Raw genomic sequence first — 21,010 nt, 5'->3', positions numbered from 1 at the left:
CGCAACACGGCCCGCAGGCGACTGCGGGCCGTGTCTGTTTGTGCGTGACCTGAAAGATCAGGCCGTCTTGGCGCGGTCCTTGTCGGAGGAGCTGCGGGCCAGTTCGCGGTTCAGCCACAGGGCCAGCAGCGTGCAGATCGCGCCCGACAGCAGATAGGCGCCGGCGGCGATCAGGCCGAACTGGCTGGAGATCCACAGGGCCGCGAGGGGCGCAAAGCCCGCGCCGAACAGCCAGGCCAAGTCCGAGGTCAGCGCGGACGAAGTGTAGCGGTTCGTCAGGCTGAAGCTGGAGGCCACCGGGCCAGAGGCCTGGCCGAACGATAGGCCCAGCAGGATGAAGCCGGAGATCATAAAGGTCAGCTCGCCGACCGGGCCGCCGTTCAGCAGTTGCGGCGCAAAGCCGGAGAAGGCGGCGATGCCGGCGGCCGTGATCGCCAGCAAGGTCCGGCGGCCGTAGCGGTCGGCCAGAATGCCCGATGCGAGGATGGCCAGCAGGCCGAAGACGGCGCCCACCATCTCGATCAGCAGGAATCGGACCGGAGTTTCCTTGGTGAACAGAAACACCCACGACAGGGGGAAGACGGTGACCATGTGGAACATGGCGAAGCTGGCGAGCGGCGCGAAGGCGCCGATAGCGATCTTGGGGCCTTCGTCGCGCAGGGCCTGGCTGATCGGCGTGGGTTGCAGCTCGCGCGTCTCGAACAGCTTCTGGAAGGCTGGCGTCACCACGATGCGCAGGCGCGCGAACAGGGCCACGACGTTGATGGCGAAGGCCACGAAGAACGGATAGCGCCAGCCCCAATCCAGGAAGTCAGGGGCCGACAGCGTGTTCAGGAAGAAGGCGAACAGGGCCGAGGCCACCAGCAGGCCGATGGGCGCGCCGAGTTGCGGGATCATGGCGTACCAGCCGCGCTTCTTCTCGGGCGCGTTCAGCGCCAGCAGCGAGGCCAGACCGTCCCAGGTGCCGCCCAGAGCGACGCCCTGGCCGATACGGGTCAGGGCCAGCAGCACCGGCGCCCACATGCCGATGCTCTCATATCCGGGGATGAAGGCCACCGACACGGTGGAGGTGCCCAGCAGCAGCAGGGCGGTCGTCAGCTTGGCGCCGCGTCCGAACTTGCGGTCGATGGCGATGAACAGGACGGTGCCCAGCGGCCGGGCCAGGAAAGCCAGGGCGAAGACGGCGAAGGAGAGCAGGGTGCCGCCCACCGCGCCGGCATAGGGGAAGATCAACTGCGGGAAAACGACCACCGAAGCGATGGCGTAAACAAAGAAGTCGAAAAACTCGGAAGTTCGGCCGATAATGACGCCGATGGCGATCTCGCCGGCGTCAACCTTGCCATGACCCGTGTGAAGGGCGGCGGCGTCGCGTTCCAGCGACTCTGACGAAGGGGTCGTCGAGGCGGACATGGGCTTGGTCGCTCCGTGTGAGACTGAATTATCGGCCGTACGGCAGGTCGCCGCATTATGACCGGGCGCCCTTTGCGATGAAAGCGGCCTCGTGAGGATAGGACATATTGCCCAATGTCGTTCCTGATTGAGCTTGAGTATCCCGCCGCCTACGAACGCCAACCGTCGCGGCGCCTCCCCCTCGCCCGACGCTTTTCGATTGGATCCGCCTTGCGCCGTCTGCGCCTACTTTTGCTCGCGCCCGTCGTGGCCCTGCTGTCGGCCTGCAACCTGGTCGTCCTCAACCCTGCCGGCGACGTCGCGTCCCAGCAGGGCGATCTGCTGATGATCTCGACCCTGTTGATGCTGATCATCATCGTGCCGGTGATGGGTCTGATCGTCTTCTTCGCCTGGAAGTATCGGGCGTCGAACAAGGAGTCAGAGGCCGACTACCGTCCCGATTGGGATCACTCCACCTCGCTGGAGCTGGTCATCTGGGCCGCGCCGCTGATGATCATCATCTGCCTGGGCGCCCTGACCTGGGCCGGCACCCACCTGCTGGACCCCTACCGTCCTATCGACCGGATCAAGCCGGGCCAGGCCGTCGAGGAAAGCGTCGAGCCGTTGCAGGTCAATGTCGTCGCGCTCGACTGGAAGTGGATGTTCATCTACCCGCAGTACGGCGTCGCCACGGTCAATGAGCTGGCCGCGCCGGTCGACCGTCCGATCCGTTTCCACATCACCTCGTCCTCGGTGATGAACAGCTTCTACATTCCCGCCCTGGCCGGCCAGATCTACGCCATGCCGGGCATGGAGACGAAGCTGCATGCCGTCATCAACCGTCCGGGCGAATACGAAGGCTTCTCGGCCAACTATTCCGGCGACGGCTTCTCGCACATGCGCTTCGCCTTCCACGGTCTGGATCAGTCCGGGTTCGACCAATGGATCGCCGGCGTGCGCCAGGGCGGCCAGACGCTGGACCGCGACCGCTATCTGGAGCTGGAAAAGCCCAGCGAGAAGGTGCCCGTCATGCGCTTTGGCGCCGTGGACGGCATGCTGTGGGACGCGATCCTCAACATGTGCGTCGAGCCGGGCAAGATGTGCATGGGCGAGATGATGGCCATCGACAAACAGGGCGGTCTGTCCATGGCGTCGGTGCGCAACACCATGCCGCTGGTATATGACAAATACGCCGGCCGCGGAAAATCGCCCGCCTACTTCGGCTCCAACGACAGCTACGTCATGACGATCTGCACCCCGTTGCAGGCCGAGGCCGCCGCCGCCGACCGCATGCGCCGCGCCGAACTGGATACGGTCGCCGGACCGACCAGCCTGGAGCGCCTGAGCGGACAAGGGTTGTCGCCGGCCCAAACTCCGATGGCCTCGCTGACGACGCTGGCCCGCAATCCCTTCGCCACGGGGCCGGTTCCGACCGACGTCCGTTCCGCCCCCAACGCCTGAGCGAAAACAGTCGATGAACGCTGATCAACTCATTCCGCTAATCTTCGGGCGCCTCACGCTTGAGGCTCTGCCGCTGCACGAGCCGATCCTGGTCGTGACCATGTCGGTCGTGCTGTTGGGCGGTCTCGCCCTGTTCGGCGCCCTGACCTATTTCAAGCTGTGGGGCTATCTCTGGAAGGAGTGGTTCACCACCGTGGACCACAAGAAGATCGGGATCATGTACATGATCCTGGGTCTGATCATGTTCGTGCGCGGCTTCGCCGACGCCATCATGATGCGCCTGCAACAGGCGATGGCCTTCGGCGGGTCCGAGGGCTACCTAAACGCGCACCACTATGATCAGATATTCACCGCCCACGGCGTGATCATGATCTTCTTCGTGGCCATGCCGCTGGTGACGGGCATCATGAACTATGTCGTGCCGCTGCAGATCGGCGCGCGCGACGTGTCCTTCCCCTTCCTGAACAACTTCAGCTTCTGGATGACCACGGCCGGCGCCGTCATCGTCATGGCCTCGCTGTTCGTGGGCGAGTTCGCGCGCACAGGCTGGCTGGCCTATCCGCCGCTGTCGGGCATCGGCTACAGCCCCGGCGTCGGGGTCGACTATTACATATGGGCGTTGCAGATCGCGGGGGTGGGCACGACGCTGTCCGGCATCAACCTGATCGCGACCATCGTGAAGATGCGCGCGCCCGGCATGGGCATGATGAAGATGCCGGTCTTCACCTGGACCTCGCTGTGCACCAACGTGCTGATCGTGGCGTCCTTCCCGGTCCTGACCGCCGTCCTGGCCCTGCTGACGCTGGACCGTTACGTCGGCACCAACTTCTTCACGAACGACTTCGGCGGCAATCCGATGATGTACGTGAACCTGATCTGGATCTGGGGTCACCCCGAGGTCTACATCCTGATCCTGCCGCTGTTCGGCGTCTTCTCGGAGATCGCCTCGACCTTCTCGGGCAAGAAGCTGTTCGGCTATACCTCCATGGTCTACGCCACGGTCGTCATCACGATCCTGTCCTACCTGGTCTGGCTGCACCACTTCTTCACCATGGGCTCGGGCGCGTCGGTGAACAGCTTCTTCGGCATCACGACGATGATCATCTCGATCCCGACGGGCGCGAAGATCTTCAACTGGCTGTTCACGATGTACCGCGGGCGCATCCGGTTCGAGCTGCCGATGATGTGGCTGGTCGCCTTCATGCTGACCTTCGTGATCGGCGGGATGACGGGCGTGCTGCTGGCGGTGCCGCCGGCCGACTTTGTGCTGCACAACTCGCTGTTCCTGGTGGCCCACTTCCACAACGTCATCATCGGCGGCGTGCTGTTCGGCCTGTTCGCGGCGATCAACTTCTGGTGGCCCAAGGCCTTCGGCTTCAAGCTGGACAAGAAGTGGGGCCTGATCAGCTTCTGGTGCTGGGTGCCCGGTTTCTGGCTGGCCTTCCTGCCGCTGTACGTGCTGGGCCTGATGGGCGTGACGCGCCGGATGCGGGTGTTCGACGATCCCTCGCTGCAGATCTGGTTCGTCATCGCCGCCATCGGCGCCGGCGTCATCGCCCTGGGCATCGCGGCCATGTTCATCCAGTTCGCCGTGTCGATCATCAACCGCGACAAGCTGCGCGACACGACGGGCGACCCGTGGGGCGGCCGCACGCTGGAGTGGGCGACGTCGTCGCCGCCGCCGGCCTACAACTTCGCCGCCACGCCCTACGTCCATGACGCCGACGCCTGGTGGGATATGAAAAAGCAGGGCTATCAGCGTCCGCTGAACGGCTACAAGGCGATCCACATGCCCTCGAACACCGGGGCGGGGATCATCATCTCGGGCCTGTGCCTGGTGATGGGTTTGGCCTTGATCTGGTACATCTGGTGGCTGGCCGCCATCAGCTTCATCGGGGTGTTGGCCGTCTCGATCGGCCATACCTTCAACTACAAGCGCGACTATTACATCCCCGAGGATGAGGTCCGCGCGACAGAAGAGGCGCGCACCCGCGCCCTGGCCGGAACGGAGGCCTGATCATGAGCGCGACTGCGACCGAGATCGACCGGACCGTCTTCCACCTGGAAGAGGAGCCGCATCACGAGGAAGGCTCCAGCACCATGCTGGGGTTCTGGCTCTATCTGATGAGCGACTGCCTCATCTTTGCGATGCTGTTCGCCGTGTTCGGCGTGCTGGGCGGCAACTATGCCGCCGGGCCGGGACCCAAGGAGCTGTTCGATCTGGAGCTGGTGGCGATCAACACCGCCATGCTGCTGTTCTCGTCGATCACCTATGGCTTCGCCATGCTGGCGATGGATCGGAACAACCAGCGTCAGACGCTGGTCTGGCTGGCGATCACCGGCCTGTTCGGCCTGGCCTTCCTGGGGATCGAACTCTACGAGTTCGCGCACCTGATCCATGAGGGCGCGACGCCGCAACGCAGCGCATTCCTGTCGGCCTTCTTCACCCTGGTGGGCACCCACGGCCTGCACGTCACCTTCGGCATCATCTGGCTGGTGACGCTGATGGTTCAGGTCAGCATGAAGGGCCTGATCCCCGCCAACAAACGCCGCCTGATGTGCCTGTCGATGTTCTGGCACTTCCTGGACGTCATCTGGATCGGCGTCTTCACCTTCGTCTATCTGCTGGGCATGCTGCGATGAGCGCCGACAAGAACGACCACAGCCCTGAGTCTCACGAGACCGACCACCTGGGTCACGAGGGGCACAATCACGGCTCCTTCAAGAGCTATATGATCGGTTTCGTGCTGTCGGTGATCCTGACGGCCATCCCGTTCGCCCTGGTCATGACCGGCGTCCTGCCGACCCAGGCGACGGCCCTGATCGTCATGGGCTTCGCCGTGGTGCAGATCGTGGTCCACATGATCTTCTTCCTGCACATGAACTCCAAGTCCGAGGGCGGCTGGATCATGCTGGCGCTGATCTTCACCATCATCGTGGTGGTCATCGCCCTGTCGGGTTCGCTGTGGGTCATGTACCACCTGAACACCAATATGATGCCCATGACGCACGACATGGCGCAGATGGGCGGCTGAGGTCGAAATCACGGACCCGTCCTCAGCCCCGGCCGGCGGCAAGGCCAGAAGTTCGCGATCCTTCCGCATGGCGGTCGTGGTCGCGGGCCTGGCGTTGTTCGTCGGCTTTCTGGCGCTGGGCGGGTGGCAGGTTCAGCGCCTGGCCTGGAAGACCCATCTGATCGCCCAGGTCGATGCTCGCGTTCATGCGGCCGCCGTTGCAGCGCCTGGCCCGACCCAATGGGCCGGCGTGACGCGCGACAAGGATCAGTACCGCCGCGTCACGGTTCACGGTCGATTCCTGCACGACAAGGAAACCCTGGTTCAGGCGGTGACCGACGCCGGCGGCGGCTTCTGGGTCATGACGCCACTGGTTGACGACCGGGGCTTCACCGTCCTGATCAATCGCGGTTTCGTGCCGTCAGGCCGACGCGATCCGGCCGTCCGCGCCCATGGTCAGGTCGAGGGGCCGCAGACGGTGACGGGCCTGCTCCGGATCACTGAGCCGAAGGGCGGCTTCCTGCGCGCCAATGATCCCGCAGGTGATCGCTGGCGCTCTCGCGACGTCGGGGCGATCGCTGCGCGGCGGGGCCTGACGAATGTCGCGCCCTATTTCATCGATGCGGACGCCAGTCCGGATCCGGGCGGATGGCCGCGCGGAGGGCTGACGGTGATCCGGTTCGCCAACAGCCATTTGGTCTATGCCCTGACGTGGTTCGGCATGGCGTTGCTGACCGTGGTCGGTCTTTGGCTGTTCCTGCGCGAAGGCAGGCGCAACAGGTCGTGACGACGACAACTTTGCAAAGACTGCTCGGTCTGGGGTTCAGAGGCGGGGTCGCGACCCACGGCGGCGCCAACCGCCGCAACATGCTGCTGCTGATCCAGTTGCGCTGGCTGGCGGTCGCCGGGCAGGTGGCGACGATTCTGCTGGTCCAATATGTGATGCGGATCCCGCTGCCGGTTCTGTGGCTGCTGGCGGCGCCGGCGGGCCTGGTGCTGGTCAATCTGGTCAGCGCGCCTTTGACCGTGCGCCGGCAGGAGGTTGAGGATCAGGCGCTGATGATCGCCCTGTTGGCGGATGTGGCGGCCCTGACCTGGCTGCTGTTCCTGACCGGCGGCGCGGCCAATCCTTTCGTGGCGCTATATCTTCTACAAGTGGTCTTGGGAGCGGTGCTGCTGGCGCCGGTCTATGCCTGGGCGCTGATCGCCGTCACCAGCCTGTGTTTCGCCGGGCTGGGCCTGCATTCCCGGCCGCTGAACCTGCCGCCCGCGCGCGAGGATTCGCTGCTCAGCCTTTATCTTCAGGGCAGTCTGATCTGTTTCGTGCTGATGGCCGTGCTGCTGGTGCTGTTCGTCACCCGGATCAGCCAGAACCTGCGTGAGCGTGACGCCTCCATGGCCGCCCTGCGCCAGCAGACGGCAGAGCATGATCATATCGTCCGCATGGGCCTCTTGGCTTCGGGCGCGGCGCACGAGCTGGGAACGCCGCTTGCTTCGCTGTCGGTGATCCTCAGCGACTGGAAGCGGATGCCGGCCCTGACCCAGGATGCCGACCTGGCCCAGGACATGACGGTGATGCGGGCCGAGGTCGAACGCTGCAAGGCGATCGTCACCGGCATCCTGATGTCGGCCGGCGAGGCGAGGGGACAGGCGCCCGAGCGCACGACCCTGCGGGCCTTCGTCGCCGATGTGGTGGCCAGCTGGAGCGGCGACGGCGTGGCGGTGCAGATCCGCGACGAGCTGGCCCAGAACCCGTCAATCATCGCCGACCCGGCCCTGCGTCAGGTGCTGGGCGTGCTGTTCGACAATGCGGTCGAGGCCGGAGCGAGCCGCATCACCGTGACCACGACACGCACGGACGAGGATTTCGGCATTGCGGTCCGCGACGACGGACCGGGCTTTCCTCCGGCGATCCTTCAGGCCTGGGGCAAGCCCTACAACTCCACCAAGCCCAGGCCCGGGGCGGGCCTTGGCCTCTTTCTGCTAATGAATGTGATCCGGTCGCTTGGCGGACGGGTAGAAGCCTCCAATCCCCCGGCGGGTGGCGCAGAGGTGCGTCTGACCCTGCCGCTTTCGGCCTTGGCTCCGACGGACGAGACCCTCCATGACCGATGACGCCAGATTGTTGCTGATCGTCGAGGACGACGAGTCGTTTTCAACCACCCTGCGACGCTCGTTCGAGCGGCGCGGCTATAAGGTCGTCAGCGCCGCCAGTCCGGACCAGATGACCGAGGTGCTGAAGACGCATCGCCCCGGCTATGCGGTTGTCGATCTGAAGCTGGGCGGACATTCCGGCCTGACCTGTGTCGAGGCTCTTCACGCCTTCGACCCCGACATGAACATCGTCGTCCTGACCGGCTTCGCCAGCATCGCCACGGCGGTCGAGGCGATCAAGCTGGGCGCCCGGCACTATCTGGCCAAGCCCGCCAGCACCGATGACATCGAAGCCGCCTTCGGCCGGGCCGGCGGCGACGCCGAGACGCCCCTGGGCACGCGCCCCACCTCGATCAAGACGCTGGAATGGGAGCGGATCCACGAGACGCTGGTTGAGACCGACTTCAACATCTCGGAGGCGGCGCGGCGGTTGGGCATGCACCGCCGCACCCTGGCGCGAAAGCTGGAAAAGCGCCGCGTCACCTAGTCCAGTTCGGCCGCGATCCGGTCGGCCAGCGCCCGCAAGGTCGCCGTATCCGCCATCGGCGCATGGCCGTGACCCTTCATCTCGCGATCGGCCCAACGCGGCACGATGTGGAAATGCAGGTGGAAGACCGTCTGTCCGCCCGCCTCGCCATTGAACTGCAGGATCGACAGGCCTTCGGGCTTCAGCGCTTTCTCGACCGCCTTGGCCGTGCGTTGCAGGGCGGCGGTCACGTGGGCCAGAACTTCCGGCTCAATCTCCAATAGATTACGCGCCTGGGACTGTTTGGCGATGATCAGGACGTGGCCTTCCGACTGGGGAAACACGTCCATGAAGGCCAGGACGTGGTCGTCCTCCCACACCTTCACCGACGGAATGTCGCCGCGCAGAATCTTGGCGAAGATGTTGTTGGTGTCATAGGCGCCGTGCAGGCTCATGGGGGGTCTCCGTGCGGTTCGAATCTTCGATAGCAGCGCCGTCTGCGAAGGGGGAGCCTTCGTCCACCTCGTGCATTATGGTCACGCTTGAACGTCACGAGGGCCGTCATGATCCGTTTCATCATCCAGGCGCTGATCACGATGGCGGGCCTGTGGCTGTCCGCCCAGGTCGTGCCGGGCGTCGATTTCACAAGCACCGGGTCGCTGATCGCGGCGGCCATCATTCTGGGGCTGGTCAACGCCTTTGTGCGGCCGATCCTGGTCGTGCTGACCTTCCCGATCACCGTAGTGACCTTGGGACTGTTCCTGCTGGTCGTGAACGCCGCCATGATCGGGCTGACGTCGGTCTTCCTAGACGGCTTCCGGGTCGACGGCCTGTGGGCCGGCATCGGCGCCGCCATCGTGACCGGCGTCGTCAGCTGGATCGCCGGCGCCTTCATCGGCGGCGGCGAAGAAGCGCGGGGCTGAGCCTTACCCCACCTTCACCCGCGTCGCCGCCTCGGGCAGGTCTTCGCCGAAGGCGCGCTGGTAGAACTCGGCGATGGTCGGGCGTTCCAGCTCGTCGCACTTGTTTAGGAAGGTCAGGCGGAAGCTGAGGCCCAGGTCGTCGTTGAAGATCTGGGCGTTCTGGGCCCAGGTGATGACGGTGCGGGGCGACATGACGGTCGAGATGTCGCCGTTCATGAAGGCGTTGCGGGTCATGTCGGCGACGCGGACCATGGCGGCGATCCGGCGGCGGCCCTCGGCGTCCCTCCACTCGGGCACCTTGGCGGCGACGATCTCGGCTTCCACGTCGTGATCCAGATAGTTCAGCGTGGTGACGATGTTCCAGCGGTCCAGCTGGGCCTGATTGATCTGTTGCGCGCCGTGATACAGGCCTGTGGTGTCGCCCAGGCCGATGGTGTTGGTTGTGGCGAACAAACGGAAATAGCGGTTCGGGCGAATGACGCGGTTCTGGTCCAGCAGGGTCAGGCGGCCTTGAGCCTCGAGCACGCGCTGGATCACGAACATCACGTCGGGCCGGCCGGCGTCGTATTCGTCGAAGACCAGGGCGATGGGGCGTTGCAGCGACCAGGGCAGGATGCCCTCGCGGAACTCGGTGATCTGCTTGCCGTCCTTCAGGACGATCGCGTCCTTGCCGATCAGGTCGATCCGGCTGACGTGGCTGTCCAGGTTCACCCGCACCAGCGGCCAGTTCAGGCGGGCGGCGACCTGTTCGATGTGGGTCGACTTGCCGGTGCCGTGATAGCCCTGGACCATGACGCGTCGGTCGAAGGCGAAGCCGGCGCAGATGGCGATCGTCGTCTGGGGATCGAAGCGATAGGCCTCGTCGATCTCGGGCACATGGCTGTCGCGCTCGTCGAAGGCGGGCACGGTCATGTCGCTGTCCACGCCAAAGACTTCGCGCAGGGTCACGCGGCGATGCGGTTCGAGCGTCAGCAGGGGATCGGGGGAGGCGTCGAGCGGGGAGGTCATGGACCTCATCTAGAGGCGCCGCGCGCGCGGCTCAACACGCGCGCGGCCCTCGGCGTCGGTTATTTCGCGCTCAGCCGAACATCGACGTTGTTGCGGGTGGCGTTGGAGTAGGGGCAGACCTGGTGCGCCTTCTCGATCAGGTCGTCGATAACGGCCTGGTCCAGGCCGTGGTCGGTCACGGTCAGGTCGACATCCAGATTGAAGCCTTCGCCCTTGGTGTTCTTGCCAAAGCCGACGCCGGCCGTGACCTTGGTGTCGGGGCTCACGGGCGTGCCGGCCTTGCCGCTGACCAGACGCAGCGCGCCGAGATAACAGGCGGCGTATCCGGTGGCGAAGAGCTGCTCCGGATTGGTGCCGTCGCCGCCCTTGCCGCCCATCTCGGTCGGCGTCGACAGTTTGACGTCGATCTTACCGTCGTCGGTGGCCGAACGGCCGTCCTCACGGCCTCCGCCCGATGCCGTCGATTGGGCGCGATACAGAACTTCCATGGCAGGCTCCTTGGGTTGGGATGCTTGAGATGGGAGCTTAACGGCGGACGGGAAGGGGCGTTGCATCGCGGCTAGAGCCTGGTCCGCTTGAGTTGAAGCGCTTCGCGCTTCGACGTAGCGGTGAATCAGGCTCCAGCTTCAAGCGAGACCTTGATTCACGGCTTCAGCGGAATCGCGGAGCGATTCCTCTCCAGCCGATCAAGGTCTAGCCATCGACCGGCGACGCGGGCTAAAGCACCTGCTGGGGCGCGTCGTCGGAGTACGCAGTGAAGATTGCCGAACGCTGGTTCGTGTGGGCGGGCATGGTTCTGCTGGGCGGCATCGCCCTGGCGGGGTTGGTCGTCGCCGTCTATGCGGCGTGGCTGTTCCACGACCTGCCCGATGCGTCGGAGCTGGCGGACTATCGCCCGCCGACCGCAACGCGCGTCTATGCCGGCGACGGCACCCTTATCGGCGAGTTTTCGGACGAGCGCCGAATCTATGTCTCCTACGACCAGATTCCCCAGCCGGTGATCCACGCCTTCCTGGCGGCTGAAGATCGCAACTTCTTCCAGCATGGCGGCATCGACGTGGGCGGCATCGGCCGCGCGTCGCTGAAGAACGTCTTCAACCTGGCGTCGGGACGTCGGCTGGAAGGCGGTTCGACCATCACCCAGCAGGTGGCCAAGAACGTCCTGCTGACCAACGAATCCAGCCTGAACCGCAAGCTGAAGGAGGCCATCCTTGCCAATCGCCTGGAGGCGACCCTGTCCAAGGAACAGATCCTCGAGCTGTATCTGAACGAGATTTTCCTGGGCTATCGCTCGTTCGGCATCGCTTCGGCGGCCTACAACTATTTCGGCAAGTCGCTGGCGCAGCTGACGCCCGACGAAGCCGCCTTCCTGGCGTCCCTGCCCAAGGGGCCGAACAACTATCACCCCAAGCGTCACCCCGGGGCGGCCAAGGGCCGCCGTGACTGGGTGCTGGGCGAGATGGTGCAGAGCGGCTGGCTGACGCCTGAACAACTGGTCGAGGCCCGCGCCAAGCCTCTGGTCACGCGCGATGCGCCGCAACGGTCGGATTACAAGGACGCCGACTTCTTCGTCGAGGAGGCGCGCCGCCAAGCCGCCGCCAACCCTCAGTTCGGCGAGCAGCTGCGCGCCGGCGGCTTCTATATGCGCACGACCCTGGACCCCACGCTGCAGACGGCGGCGCGCCGGGCCCTGATGCAGGGGCTTGAGAACTACGACCGTCGTCATGGCTGGCGCGGCGGGTGGGGCACGACCGACTTCGCCGACGGCTGGCAGGCGGTCGCGTTGAAGGAGCAGGCGCCGCCCGAGCGCCGCAGCTGGCAGGCCGCCGCCATCGAAAGCGTCAGCGGCAACACGGTTCGCATCCGCACCGCCCGCGACGACAAGTCCGGCACGCTGCTGGCGTCGGACGCCGCCTGGGCCAACGCCAATCGTCAGCTGAAGCGCGGCGAACTGATCTTCGTGGAGCCGCAGGGCGGCCAGTTCGCCCTGAAGCAGGTGCCGCGCGTCAACGGGGCGCTGGTCGCCATCGAGCCGCAGTCCGGACGCGTGCTGGCGATGGTCGGCGGCTATTCCTACGCGTTGTCCAGCTTCAACCGGGCGACCCAGGCGCGCCGTCAACCGGGTTCGGCCTTCAAACCCTTCGTCTATGCGACGGCGCTGGAGGGCGACTTCACCCCGGCCTCGATCGTCCTGGATGCGCCGATAAGCTTCGCCGGCGGTCCCAACGGCACGCGCTGGACGCCCGAGAACTACAGCCGCCAATACTATGGCCCTCAGACGCTGCGTCGCGGGCTGGAGCTGTCGCGCAACGTCATGACGGTGCGGCTGGCCCAGTCGGTCGGCATGAAGAAGATCGTCGATCAGTCGGCCAAGATGGGTCTGCCAGGCATGACGCCGAACCTGTCGGTGTCGCTGGGCGCCGGCGAGGTCACGCCGCTGGAGATCACGGCCGCCTATTCCGCCTTCGCCAACGGCGGGCGGCGGGTGACGCCCTATCTGATCGACTATGTTCAAGACCGCGACGGCGAGACCATTTTCCGCGCCGACAACCGCAGCTGCCGCGAATGCGGACGCGGCTTCTCGGGCCAAGAGTCGCCGCGCCTGCAGCAACGCGGAACCCAGGTCATCGACCCGATCACCGCCTATCAGATGAGCTCCATGCTGGAGGGCGTGGTTCAGCGCGGCACCGCCGCCAGCGCGCGCGGTCTCGGCCCCTGGGTCGCGGGCAAGACGGGCACCACCAACGAATATCGCTCGGCCTGGTTCGTCGGCTTCACCACCGACATCGTGGTCGGCGTCTTCATCGGCTTTGATGACAACCGCTCGCTGGGATCCGGAGAAGCCGGCGCCTCGGCCGCCGTGCCGGTCTTCACGGAGTTCATGCAGACGGCGTTGAAGGAAAGGCCGGCTCGCCCGTTCGTGCGGCCCAAGAACGCCATCTTCCGCACCGTCAACGGCATCGAGGAGGCCTTCCGTCCCGGCACCGAGCGCCAGGCCCCGCCGCCGCGCCCGACCGGCCCGGCCCAGCCCGTCGGACCGCAGAACTACTATGAGGTGATCCGTCGCGAGCAGGAGGCCGCCAGCGGCGCGCCCGCCTCGTCGCCGGCGCCCACCGCGCCGCCGCCGCCCAAGAAGGCGCCGGCGGAGGACTTGAGCGGATTGTACTGAGGCTCTAGGTAGGCCTTTCGAACGGCGCGTCCTCGTGGCGCGCCGTTTTCCATTAATCCTGCCCTGTCGCGCGGCCTAAGGGCCGCGCTGCTGAGGGCGTTGTGTCGCGGAGTTTGCGATGAGACCGGATGTCGAGGCCATGAAGGCCGACATCGAGCAGAGCGTCGCTCTGCTCAGGAGGCGTCTTTGACTGGGATGTCGCTCTAAGAAAGCTCGATGAGCTGAATGCGCGGGTCGAGGATCCTACGCTGTGGGACAAGCCCGACGAGGCCCAGGCCGTCAGCCGCGAACGCTCGCAGCTGGAAGGTAAGATCAACACCGTCAAGGCGATGGAGCAGGACCTCGAAGACGGGGTGATGCTGGCCGAGATGGCGGACGAGGAAGGCGACGAGGGCGCGCTGGAAGACGCTCGCGCGTCGCTGCGCGGCATCAAGGAACGCGCCGCCCGCGCCGAGCTGGAAGCCCTGTTGTCCGGCGAGGCCGACGGCAACGACGCCTATCTTGAAGTCAACTCCGGCGCCGGCGGCACCGAGTCGAACGACTGGGCCGGCATGCTGCTGCGCATGTATTCCCGCTGGGCCAAGGCGCACGGCTACGAGGTCACGATCGAAGCGCACGAAGAGGGCGAGCAGGCGGGGGTCAAGTCGGCCACCATCCTGATCGAGGGGCCCAACGCCTATGGCTGGCTGAAGTCGGAATCGGGCGTGCACCGCCTGGTCCGCATCAGCCCCTATGACGCGGCGGCCAAGCGCCACACCAGCTTCGCCTCAATCGGGGTGTCGCCGGTCGTGGACGACGCGATCGAGATCGACATCAACCCCTCGGACGTGCGCACCGACACCTATCGCGCCTCGGGCGCCGGCGGTCAGCACATCAACAAGACCGACTCGGCCGTGCGCCTGACGCACACCCCGACCAACACCGTCGTGGCCTGCCAGGCCGGCCGGTCGCAGCACCAGAACCGCGAGATGGCGTGGAAGATGCTGCGCGCGCGCCTGTACGAGCTGGAACTGCAGAAGCGCGAGGCGGCGGCTCAGGCGCTGGCCGACGCCAAGACCGACATCGGGTGGGGCCACCAGATCCGCTCCTATGTCCTGCAGCCCTATCAGATGGTGAAGGACCTGCGGACCGAGGTTGAGACCTCGGACACCCAGGGGGTGCTGGACGGCGACCTGGACGCCTTCATGGGCGCGGCCCTGGCCCAGCGGGTCGGCGAGACCCGAGGATCGAGCGTGGACTGACGGAAAAGGGCGGCTCCGACGAGCCGCCCTTTTTTGTTTGGGCTATCGGCCTTTCGGCCGACTTGAACCCGTTCGCATTCGCTGCGGTCAGGCGGCGGTCTTGTCCGCCTTGTCGGCCTTCGGCGCGGGGGCTTCCAGCATGGCGGCGCCGGGGGTGTCGCGCTTGGCCTGGTTGCAGCGGCCCTGGAACCAGGCGCCTTGGTCGATGGCGAGTTGCTCTTGCGTGATGTCGCCCTCGACGCGGGCGGTGGCGTGAAGCTTGACCTGTTTGGCGACGATGGCGCCCGAGACGCGACCGCGCACGTCAAGGACGTCGGCATGGACCGTGCCCTCGACCGAGCCGCCTTCGCCGATCACGACGCGCGAGACGCGAACATCGCCCTTCAGCGAGCCGTCGACCTGAAGCTCGCCGGCGCCGGAGATGTTGCCTTCGTATTTCACGCCGGCCGACAGGGTCGACAGATTGCTGGACCGGGCTGCCGGACGGGCCGGTTCGGGCGCGCGCGGCGCAGGCGTCGTGGCGGGCAGGGACGGCGTGCTCGCAGCCGTCGGCGTGGGCGTGGTCGGTTCGGGCGCCGGGGGGATGCCCAAGCCGTTCGATCCGCTGTCGTAGGATTTGCTCTTGGTGAACATGGTGCGCTCCGCATCTGCCAGCCAAGGCCGGCCAAGCCCCTATTAGCCCCGACGCCCACTAGGCCGTGGAGGAGGGGCCAAGGTCAAGCATCGCTTCCGAACGGCGCTCGCCGATCACAGGGCCCTGGCGGACTCCAGGACGGCTGCGGCGTGGTCGGCGACCTTCACATTGCGCCAGGCCTTGGCGACCCGGCCCTCGGCGTCGATCAGGAAGGTGGCCCGCTCGATGCCCATATATTCGCGGCCATAAAGCTTTTTCTGCACCCAGACGCCCCAGGCCTCGCAGGCGGCGCCGTCCTCGTCGGAGGCCAGGGTGACGGCGAGATCGTATTTGGCCTTGAACCTGTCGTGCTTCTTCACCGTGTCCTTGGACACGCCGATGACCGGCACGCCGAGCGCGGCGAAGTCGGTGGCGAGGGCGGTGAAGTCCTGGGCCTCGCGGGTGCAGCCGGTCGTGTCGTCCTTGGGGTAGAAATAGACGACGGCGGGCTTGCCCTTCAGGGCGGCGAGGGTGACGCGGCCGCCGCCGTCCGTGGGCAGGTCGAGGGCGGGCGCGGGTTGGCCTTCGGTTGCGGACATCAAACAGGCCTCACCAGAACGATCTTTTTCTTGCCGGCCGCCAGTTTGATGACGCCGTCCTTGAGGTCGGCCTCGGTCAACAGCTGGGCGCCGTCGGCCACGGCGGCATCGTTGAGGCGAAGACCGCCGCCCTGGGCCAGGCGACGGGCCTCACCGTTGGAGGCCGTCAGGCCGGCCTTCGTCACGACAGCGGCGATCATGGCGCCGTAAATCTCGGCCGACGGCAGTTCGACGGTCGGCAGGTCGGCGGACAACTGGCCTTTTTCGAAGTTGCTTTCGGCGGCGGCGCGCGCCTTTGCAGCCTCGTCCGCGCCATGCAGCAGGGTGGTCGCTGCATCGGCGAGGGCCTTTTTGGCGTCGTTGATCGCCGCGCCTTCCAGCGCTTCGTATTGCGCGATCTGTTCCAGGCTCAGGTCGGTGAACAGGCGCATGAAGCGGCCGACGTCGGCGTCCTCGGCGTTACGCCAGAACTGCCAGTAGTCGTAGGGGCTGAGTTGTTCGGCGTTCAGCCAGACGGCGCCCTGAGCGGTCTTGCCCATCTTGCCGCCCGACGCCGTGGTCAGCAGCGGCGTGGTCAGGCCGAAGGCGGCCTTCTGATCCACGCGGCGCACCAGATCCACGCCCGAAGTGATGTTGCCCCACTGGTCCGAGCCGCCCATTTGCAGGGTGACCTTGTGGCTGCGGTTGAGCTCCAGGAAGTCCACCGACTGCATCAGCATGTAGTTGAACTCTAGGAAGGTCATCGGCTGCTCACGCTCAAGGCGCAGCTTGACCGAGTCGAAGGCCAGCATCCGGTTGACGGTGAAGTGGGTGCCGAAATCTCTCAGGAACTGGATGTAGCCGTAGCCGGACAGCCAGTCGTCATTGTTGACCATGACCGCGTCGGTCGGGCCGTCGCCGAACGTCAGGAACTTGGCGAAGACCGTCTTGATGGTGTCGATGTTCGACTGGATCGTCTCTTCGGTCAGCTGCGGACGCGACGTGTCCTTGCCGGTGGGGTCGCCGACCTTGGTCGTGCCGCCGCCCATCAGGACGATGGGCTTGCCGCCCGCCTGCTGAAGCCGGCGCAGCATCATGATCTGGATCAGGCTTCCGACGTGCAATGACGGCGCAGTGGCGTCGAAGCCGATATAGCCCGGCACCACGCCCGCGGCGGCCGCCTCGTCCAGTTCGGCGGGGTGGGTGATCTGATGGATGTAGCCGCGCGCTTGGAGCGTGCGCAGGAAGTCGGATTTGAAGGCGTGTTCGGTCATGGTGAGGCTGGGTTAGCAGGGATGACGAGGGTCGTCTTCCCCTAGTCGAGGCGGCGTCGGCTGTTCAGACCGCGCGGATGAAAAACACCGTCTGAAGTGTCTAATTCGTCTAATCTCGATCGGCGCGAAATTGCACGGCAACGCGAAAACGCGTGCAAAATGCAAGGTGGTGCAATTTCAGGTGGAGCGGCTTTGGGCATGGCGCGCCCATTTTAGCGCCGTTTCAGGCCGCGATGGGTTGGATGACGCTGCTTGGCCATAGAGCGTTGTAAAGCCAGCCGACATCCCGAGAAGATGCGATGGCTGGCGACCTTTAGACCGGCGATTTCACCTTCACGGAATCAGCCGGTTGAGGACTAGCGCGACCAGAGCGGTGCCCACTGTCCACGCCAGAAACACAGAGGACGGTTCGGAAGAAGCGCCGCTGACAGCCAGGCAGAGAACGAGCGGTCCGAGCAGGAGGTGGAAGCGATCCTTCAGCATCTGACGCTTCTCAGAGAAGGTCATCTGCGGACCGTAGGGGGAGCGCTTGGGCATGCTGTGATGTTTTCACGGAGGTCCGACGCCCGCAAGGGTTGATGAGGCGTTGGGGAGGAAGTCGGAAGCCGGCTCTCGGTCTAGCGCGTGGGCTTGCGAAGGAGCTTTCGCGCGACCAGCCACCAGGTGGCGTTCGCCAAAGACGCCCCGATGGCGCCGCAAAGCGCCACCGTCATCATGTGCGGCAAAGGCGGGGGCGCGGCCTCGCTCAAGAGCAACAGCGCAAAGATGTAGGCCAATGTCAGCGCAAAAAGGGCGAGGGGCTTCATCTCCAGATTGTAGATGCGCCGCCTCGGTCGATGCAATCGACGAGTTGGCCGGCCTGCGATACGAAGGCGGGATGCGCCTGCCCCTGATCCCGCATCCGACATCCAGCCCGGCCGGGCTGACGCTGGAGGTCGAGGCGCGACGGGCCGGGCGGGTGCTGAGCTTGGAGTATGTGCTGGCCGGAGCGGTGGAGAGTATGTGGCGGCCGGAGGCGGCGGCGCGGGTGCGGACGGACGGGCTGTGGCAGGCGACCTGTTTCGAGGCGTTCGTGCGGACGGCGGGCGGCTATATCGAATACAATCTGTCGCCGTCGGGGGCGTGGGCGGCCTATCGGTTCGACGGCTATCGCGAGGGGATGCGGGATCTGGAGATGCCCGCGCCCTTCATCGTGACGCGGTCGGCGTCCGGACAGTTCGTGCTGACGGCGGACGTGACCTTGCCGGAGGATGCGGTCGGGGCGGCGGGCCTGAGGACGGGCTTGGCGGCGGTGATCCGGGGCATGGACGGGGCGATCGGCTATTGGGCGCTGGCGCATCCTTCGGATAAGCCGGACTTTCATCATCCCGACTCGTTCGCGCTGGACCTGACATGAACTTCGGCCTCGACCGCCTTTTGTCCGACGACGCTCTCAGGGCGCAGCTGAAGGGGCGACGCGTGGCCTTGCTGGCGCATCCGGCGTCGGTGACGAAGGATCTGACCCATGCGGTGGACGCGCTGGCCGCCTGTCCCGAAATCCGGCTGACCGCCGCCTTTGGCCCGCAGCACGGGATGAAGGGCGATCTTCAGGACAATATGATGGAAAGCCCGGATTATCGCGATCCGGTCCACGGCTTCCCGGTATTCAGCCTGTACGGCGAGGTGCGGCGGCCGCGCGACGAATGGATGGCCGAGTTCGACGTGCTGCTGGTCGATCTGCAGGACCTGGGCTGCCGTATCTACACCTATGTGACGACGCTTCTGTACGTGCTGGAGGCGGCGGCGAAACACGGAAAGTCGGTGTGGGTGCTGGACCGGCCCAATCCGGCGGGGCGGCCCGTCGAGGGGATGACGTTGAAGCCCGGCTGGGAGAGTTTCGTCGGGGCCGGGCCGATGCCGATGCGGCACGGGATGACCATGGGCGAACTGGGTCGGTGGTTCATCGACCAGTTCAAGCTGGATGTGGATTACCAGGTCGTGGAGATGCAGGGTTGGGCGCCCGAGGCGGGGCCGGGCTTCGGCTGGCCGCTGCTGGACCGGTCATGGGTCAATCCCAGCCCCAATGCGCCGAACCTGTCGATGGCGCGCGCCTATGCGGGCACGGTGATGCTGGAAGGGGCGACCCTGTCGGAAGGGCGGGGGACGACACGGCCATTGGAGCTGTTCGGGGCGCCGGACATCGACGCGCGGGCGGTCATCGCGGAAATGCAGGCGCTGGCGCCGGAATGGCTGGGCGGCTGCGTCTTGCGCGACATGTGGTTCGAGCCGACCTTCCACAAGCACGTCGGAAAGCTGTGCAGCGGGGTGCAGATCCACGTCGATCACCCCGGCTATGACCACGCGGCCTTCAAGCCGTGGCGGGTTCAGGCCTTGGGCTTCAAGGCGATCCGGCGGCTATATCCCGACTACGACCTGTGGCGGGATTTTCCGTACGAGTATGCGTTCGGCAAACTGCCCATCGACGTGATCAACAGCGGGCCGGGCCTGCGGGAATGGGTGGACGACGCAGGCGCGACGCCAAGCGATCTGGATGCCGCGACGCAGCCGGACGAGGCGGCGTGGGAAGAGGCGCGGCGGCCGTTCCTGCTGTATTGATCACATCGGGCCGAGGAAGAGGCCGAGGGAGAGGATGAGATCATGATCGTTTCGATGCTGGCGGCGACGGCGCTTCAGGTGGCGGGAGCGCATGTGGAGACGCCCTATCCTGCGGACATGCAGCGCGCCGAGATCTGCTACGCCCACGTCATGATCCTGATCGAGGACGCTGCGCGCGAGACCGGTAGGGTGGCGGGACCGAGCTGGTTCATCCGCGAATGGTGGGGCGCCAGGCTGACAGATGAGCAATCCACGGACGACCGGGAAGCGAGGGTCAAGACGGCGGTGATGCAGCGCAGGATACGGGATGCCGACGGTTTCGCTGAGGAACATACCGACTGCATTCAAGAAGCGATCAAAGCCGGGGCTGTGCCGGTTATGACGCCCTGACCTATAACAAAAATCTATTGCGCATCTGCAAATAAGTGATTGGGTTTATTTGGTGCGGTGCGGTAGGGAGGGCGCCTCCCAACCACCTTGCATTGGATTTTGCGCATGGCCCTCATCAACACGACGATCAAACCCTTTACGGCCGAAGCCTATAAGGGCGGCAAATTCCTGACGGTCACGGACGCCGACGTGGCGGGCAAGTGGGCGATCTTCTTCTTCTATCCGGCCGACTTCACCTTCGTGTGCCCGACCGAGCTGGAAGACCTGGCCGACCACTATGCCGAGTTCCAGAAGCTGGGCGTCGAGATCTATTCGGTGTCGACCGACACCCACTTCTCGCACAAGGCCTGGCACGACTCGTCCCCGGCGATCGGCAAGATCGAATACACGATGCTGGGCGATCCGTCGGGCGTGGTGACCAACAACTTCGACGCGATGCGTCCGGGCGTGGGCCTGGCCGACCGCGCGACCTTCCTGGTCGATCCGGACGGCGTGATCCAGTTCACCGAGACGACCTCGGAAGGCATCGGCCGCAACGCCGCCGAACTGCTGCGCAAGGTCAAGGCCGCCCAGTATGTGCGCTCGCACCCCGGTGAAGTCTGCCCGGCCAAGTGGGAAGAAGGCGAAGCCACTCTGGCCCCGTCGCTCGATCTCGTCGGCAAGATCTAAGACCCCAAGTTCGGCCGGCGGCGTTTCGATGTCGCCGGCCTGGACGCCCGTTCCTTTCGGGCGTTC

General features: G+C 65.6%; 23 protein-coding genes. 14 read left to right on the top strand and 9 right to left on the bottom strand.

What is annotated here, in order from left to right; all coding sequences use genetic code 11:
* Positions 1-57 precede the first annotated feature (57 nt).
* Complete coding sequence (locus KAK88_RS11140; protein ID WP_017504041.1) at positions 58-1,410, bottom strand: MFS transporter; 1,353 nt, start codon at positions 1,408-1,410, stop codon at positions 58-60.
* A 210-nt stretch (positions 1,411-1,620) separates the two neighbouring features.
* On the opposite strand from KAK88_RS11140, the gene cyoA reads away from it, so the two are divergent.
* The 7 genes from cyoA to KAK88_RS11105 all read left to right on the top strand — a co-directional run bounded on the left by cyoA (position 1,621) and on the right by KAK88_RS11105 (position 8,505).
* Complete coding sequence (cyoA, locus tag KAK88_RS11135) at positions 1,621-2,850, top strand: ubiquinol oxidase subunit II (RefSeq protein ID WP_242076692.1); 1,230 nt, start codon at positions 1,621-1,623, stop codon at positions 2,848-2,850.
* Positions 2,851-2,863: 13 nt separating this feature from the next.
* Positions 2,864-4,867 (top strand): cytochrome o ubiquinol oxidase subunit I, encoded by a 2,004-nt coding sequence (cyoB, locus tag KAK88_RS11130; RefSeq protein WP_242076691.1) that lies wholly within the window; start codon positions 2,864-2,866, stop codon positions 4,865-4,867.
* A 2-nt stretch (positions 4,868-4,869) separates the two neighbouring features.
* A complete protein-coding gene (gene cyoC / locus KAK88_RS11125; RefSeq protein ID WP_039248366.1) occupies positions 4,870-5,493 on the top strand; it encodes a cytochrome o ubiquinol oxidase subunit III in 624 nt (207 codons plus the stop codon).
* Complete coding sequence (gene cyoD / locus KAK88_RS11120) at positions 5,490-5,885, top strand: cytochrome o ubiquinol oxidase subunit IV (protein ID WP_045811653.1); 396 nt, start codon at positions 5,490-5,492, stop codon at positions 5,883-5,885. The genes cyoC and cyoD overlap by 4 nt, the downstream gene beginning before the upstream one ends.
* 67 nt (positions 5,886-5,952) lie before the next feature.
* Positions 5,953-6,651: an SURF1 family protein gene (locus tag KAK88_RS11115; protein ID WP_242076690.1), complete on the top strand. Its 699-nt coding sequence runs from the start codon at positions 5,953-5,955 to the stop codon at positions 6,649-6,651.
* Complete coding sequence (locus KAK88_RS11110; RefSeq protein ID WP_242076689.1) at positions 6,648-7,979, top strand: ATP-binding protein; 1,332 nt, start codon at positions 6,648-6,650, stop codon at positions 7,977-7,979. The genes KAK88_RS11115 and KAK88_RS11110 overlap by 4 nt, the downstream gene beginning before the upstream one ends.
* Positions 7,969-8,505 carry a response regulator transcription factor gene (locus KAK88_RS11105; protein ID WP_242076688.1) on the top strand — a complete coding sequence of 179 codons (537 nt, stop codon included), beginning with the start codon at positions 7,969-7,971 and terminating at the stop codon, positions 8,503-8,505. Before KAK88_RS11110 ends, KAK88_RS11105 begins: the two co-directional genes overlap by 11 nt.
* On the opposite strand, the gene KAK88_RS11100 is transcribed toward KAK88_RS11105, so the two are convergent.
* The gene (locus KAK88_RS11100) at positions 8,502-8,939 is read right to left on the bottom strand and encodes an HIT family protein (RefSeq protein ID WP_242076687.1); all 438 of its coding nucleotides are present in this window, start codon (positions 8,937-8,939) and stop codon (positions 8,502-8,504) included. The genes KAK88_RS11105 and KAK88_RS11100 overlap by 4 nt on opposite strands.
* A 108-nt stretch (positions 8,940-9,047) precedes the next feature.
* Between KAK88_RS11100 and KAK88_RS11095 the strand changes: the two genes are divergently transcribed.
* A complete protein-coding gene (locus KAK88_RS11095; RefSeq protein ID WP_242076686.1) occupies positions 9,048-9,407 on the top strand; it encodes a phage holin family protein in 360 nt (119 codons plus the stop codon).
* 3 nt (positions 9,408-9,410) lie between these two features.
* On the opposite strand, the gene cobS is transcribed toward KAK88_RS11095, so the two are convergent.
* A complete protein-coding gene (gene cobS, locus KAK88_RS11090) occupies positions 9,411-10,415 on the bottom strand; it encodes a cobaltochelatase subunit CobS (protein ID WP_242076685.1) in 1,005 nt (334 codons plus the stop codon).
* A 59-nt stretch (positions 10,416-10,474) separates the two neighbouring features.
* A complete protein-coding gene (locus tag KAK88_RS11085) occupies positions 10,475-10,903 on the bottom strand; it encodes an organic hydroperoxide resistance protein (protein ID WP_039247361.1) in 429 nt (142 codons plus the stop codon).
* Positions 10,904-11,169: 266 nt separating this feature from the next.
* Between KAK88_RS11085 and KAK88_RS11080 the strand changes: the two genes are divergently transcribed.
* Together KAK88_RS11080 and prfB are read left to right on the top strand one after the other, a co-directional pair.
* Positions 11,170-13,584, top strand: a complete 2,415-nt coding sequence (locus KAK88_RS11080; RefSeq protein WP_431307187.1) for a penicillin-binding protein 1A — start codon at positions 11,170-11,172, stop codon at positions 13,582-13,584.
* A gap of 118 nt (positions 13,585-13,702) precedes the next feature.
* A protein-coding gene (prfB, locus tag KAK88_RS11075) for a peptide chain release factor 2 (RefSeq protein WP_099052186.1) occupies positions 13,703-14,825 on the top strand; the annotation gives its coding sequence in 2 pieces (ribosomal slippage) (positions 13,703-13,771 and positions 13,773-14,825; 1,122 coding nt in all).
* A gap of 87 nt (positions 14,826-14,912) precedes the next feature.
* Here prfB and KAK88_RS11070 read toward each other — a convergent pair.
* From KAK88_RS11070 to KAK88_RS11050, 5 genes are all read right to left on the bottom strand, one after another.
* On the bottom strand, positions 14,913-15,458 hold the full coding sequence (locus KAK88_RS11070; protein ID WP_082465003.1) for a bactofilin family protein: 546 nt from the start codon (positions 15,456-15,458) through the stop codon (positions 14,913-14,915).
* A gap of 114 nt (positions 15,459-15,572) precedes the next feature.
* A complete protein-coding gene (locus tag KAK88_RS11065) occupies positions 15,573-16,037 on the bottom strand; it encodes a peroxiredoxin (protein ID WP_242076684.1) in 465 nt (154 codons plus the stop codon).
* Entirely contained in the window at positions 16,037-17,290 is a 1,254-nt protein-coding gene (tyrS, locus tag KAK88_RS11060; RefSeq protein ID WP_242076683.1) for a tyrosine--tRNA ligase, read from the bottom strand. Before tyrS ends, KAK88_RS11065 begins: the two co-directional genes overlap by 1 nt.
* 333 nt (positions 17,291-17,623) lie before the next feature.
* Entirely contained in the window at positions 17,624-17,827 is a 204-nt protein-coding gene (locus KAK88_RS11055; protein WP_242076682.1) for a hypothetical protein, read from the bottom strand.
* Positions 17,828-17,907: 80 nt separating this feature from the next.
* Positions 17,908-18,096 (bottom strand): hypothetical protein, encoded by a 189-nt coding sequence (locus KAK88_RS11050; protein ID WP_242076681.1) that lies wholly within the window; start codon positions 18,094-18,096, stop codon positions 17,908-17,910.
* 71 nt (positions 18,097-18,167) lie between these two features.
* Here KAK88_RS11050 and KAK88_RS11045 point away from each other — a divergent pair, with 71 nt between their 5' ends.
* From KAK88_RS11045 to ahpC, 4 genes are all read left to right on the top strand, one after another.
* Positions 18,168-18,686 (top strand): DOMON-like domain-containing protein, encoded by a 519-nt coding sequence (locus KAK88_RS11045; RefSeq protein WP_242076680.1) that lies wholly within the window; start codon positions 18,168-18,170, stop codon positions 18,684-18,686.
* The gene (locus KAK88_RS11040) at positions 18,683-19,885 is read left to right on the top strand and encodes an exo-beta-N-acetylmuramidase NamZ family protein (protein WP_242076679.1); all 1,203 of its coding nucleotides are present in this window, start codon (positions 18,683-18,685) and stop codon (positions 19,883-19,885) included. The genes KAK88_RS11045 and KAK88_RS11040 overlap by 4 nt, the downstream gene beginning before the upstream one ends.
* A gap of 42 nt (positions 19,886-19,927) precedes the next feature.
* Positions 19,928-20,275 (top strand): hypothetical protein, encoded by a 348-nt coding sequence (locus tag KAK88_RS11035; protein ID WP_242076678.1) that lies wholly within the window; start codon positions 19,928-19,930, stop codon positions 20,273-20,275.
* 105 nt (positions 20,276-20,380) lie between these two features.
* On the top strand, positions 20,381-20,944 hold the full coding sequence (ahpC, locus tag KAK88_RS11030; RefSeq protein ID WP_242076677.1) for an alkyl hydroperoxide reductase subunit C: 564 nt from the start codon (positions 20,381-20,383) through the stop codon (positions 20,942-20,944).
* The last annotated feature ends 66 nt before the right edge of the window (positions 20,945-21,010 follow it).

Origin of the sequence: Brevundimonas diminuta, from assembly GCF_022654015.1 — a bacterium.
GTDB classification, from domain to species: Bacteria; Pseudomonadota; Alphaproteobacteria; order Caulobacterales; family Caulobacteraceae; genus Brevundimonas; species Brevundimonas diminuta_C.
The sequence above is the reverse complement of the archived record's forward strand: the minus strand, read 5'-3'. Positions and strand labels throughout refer to the sequence as shown.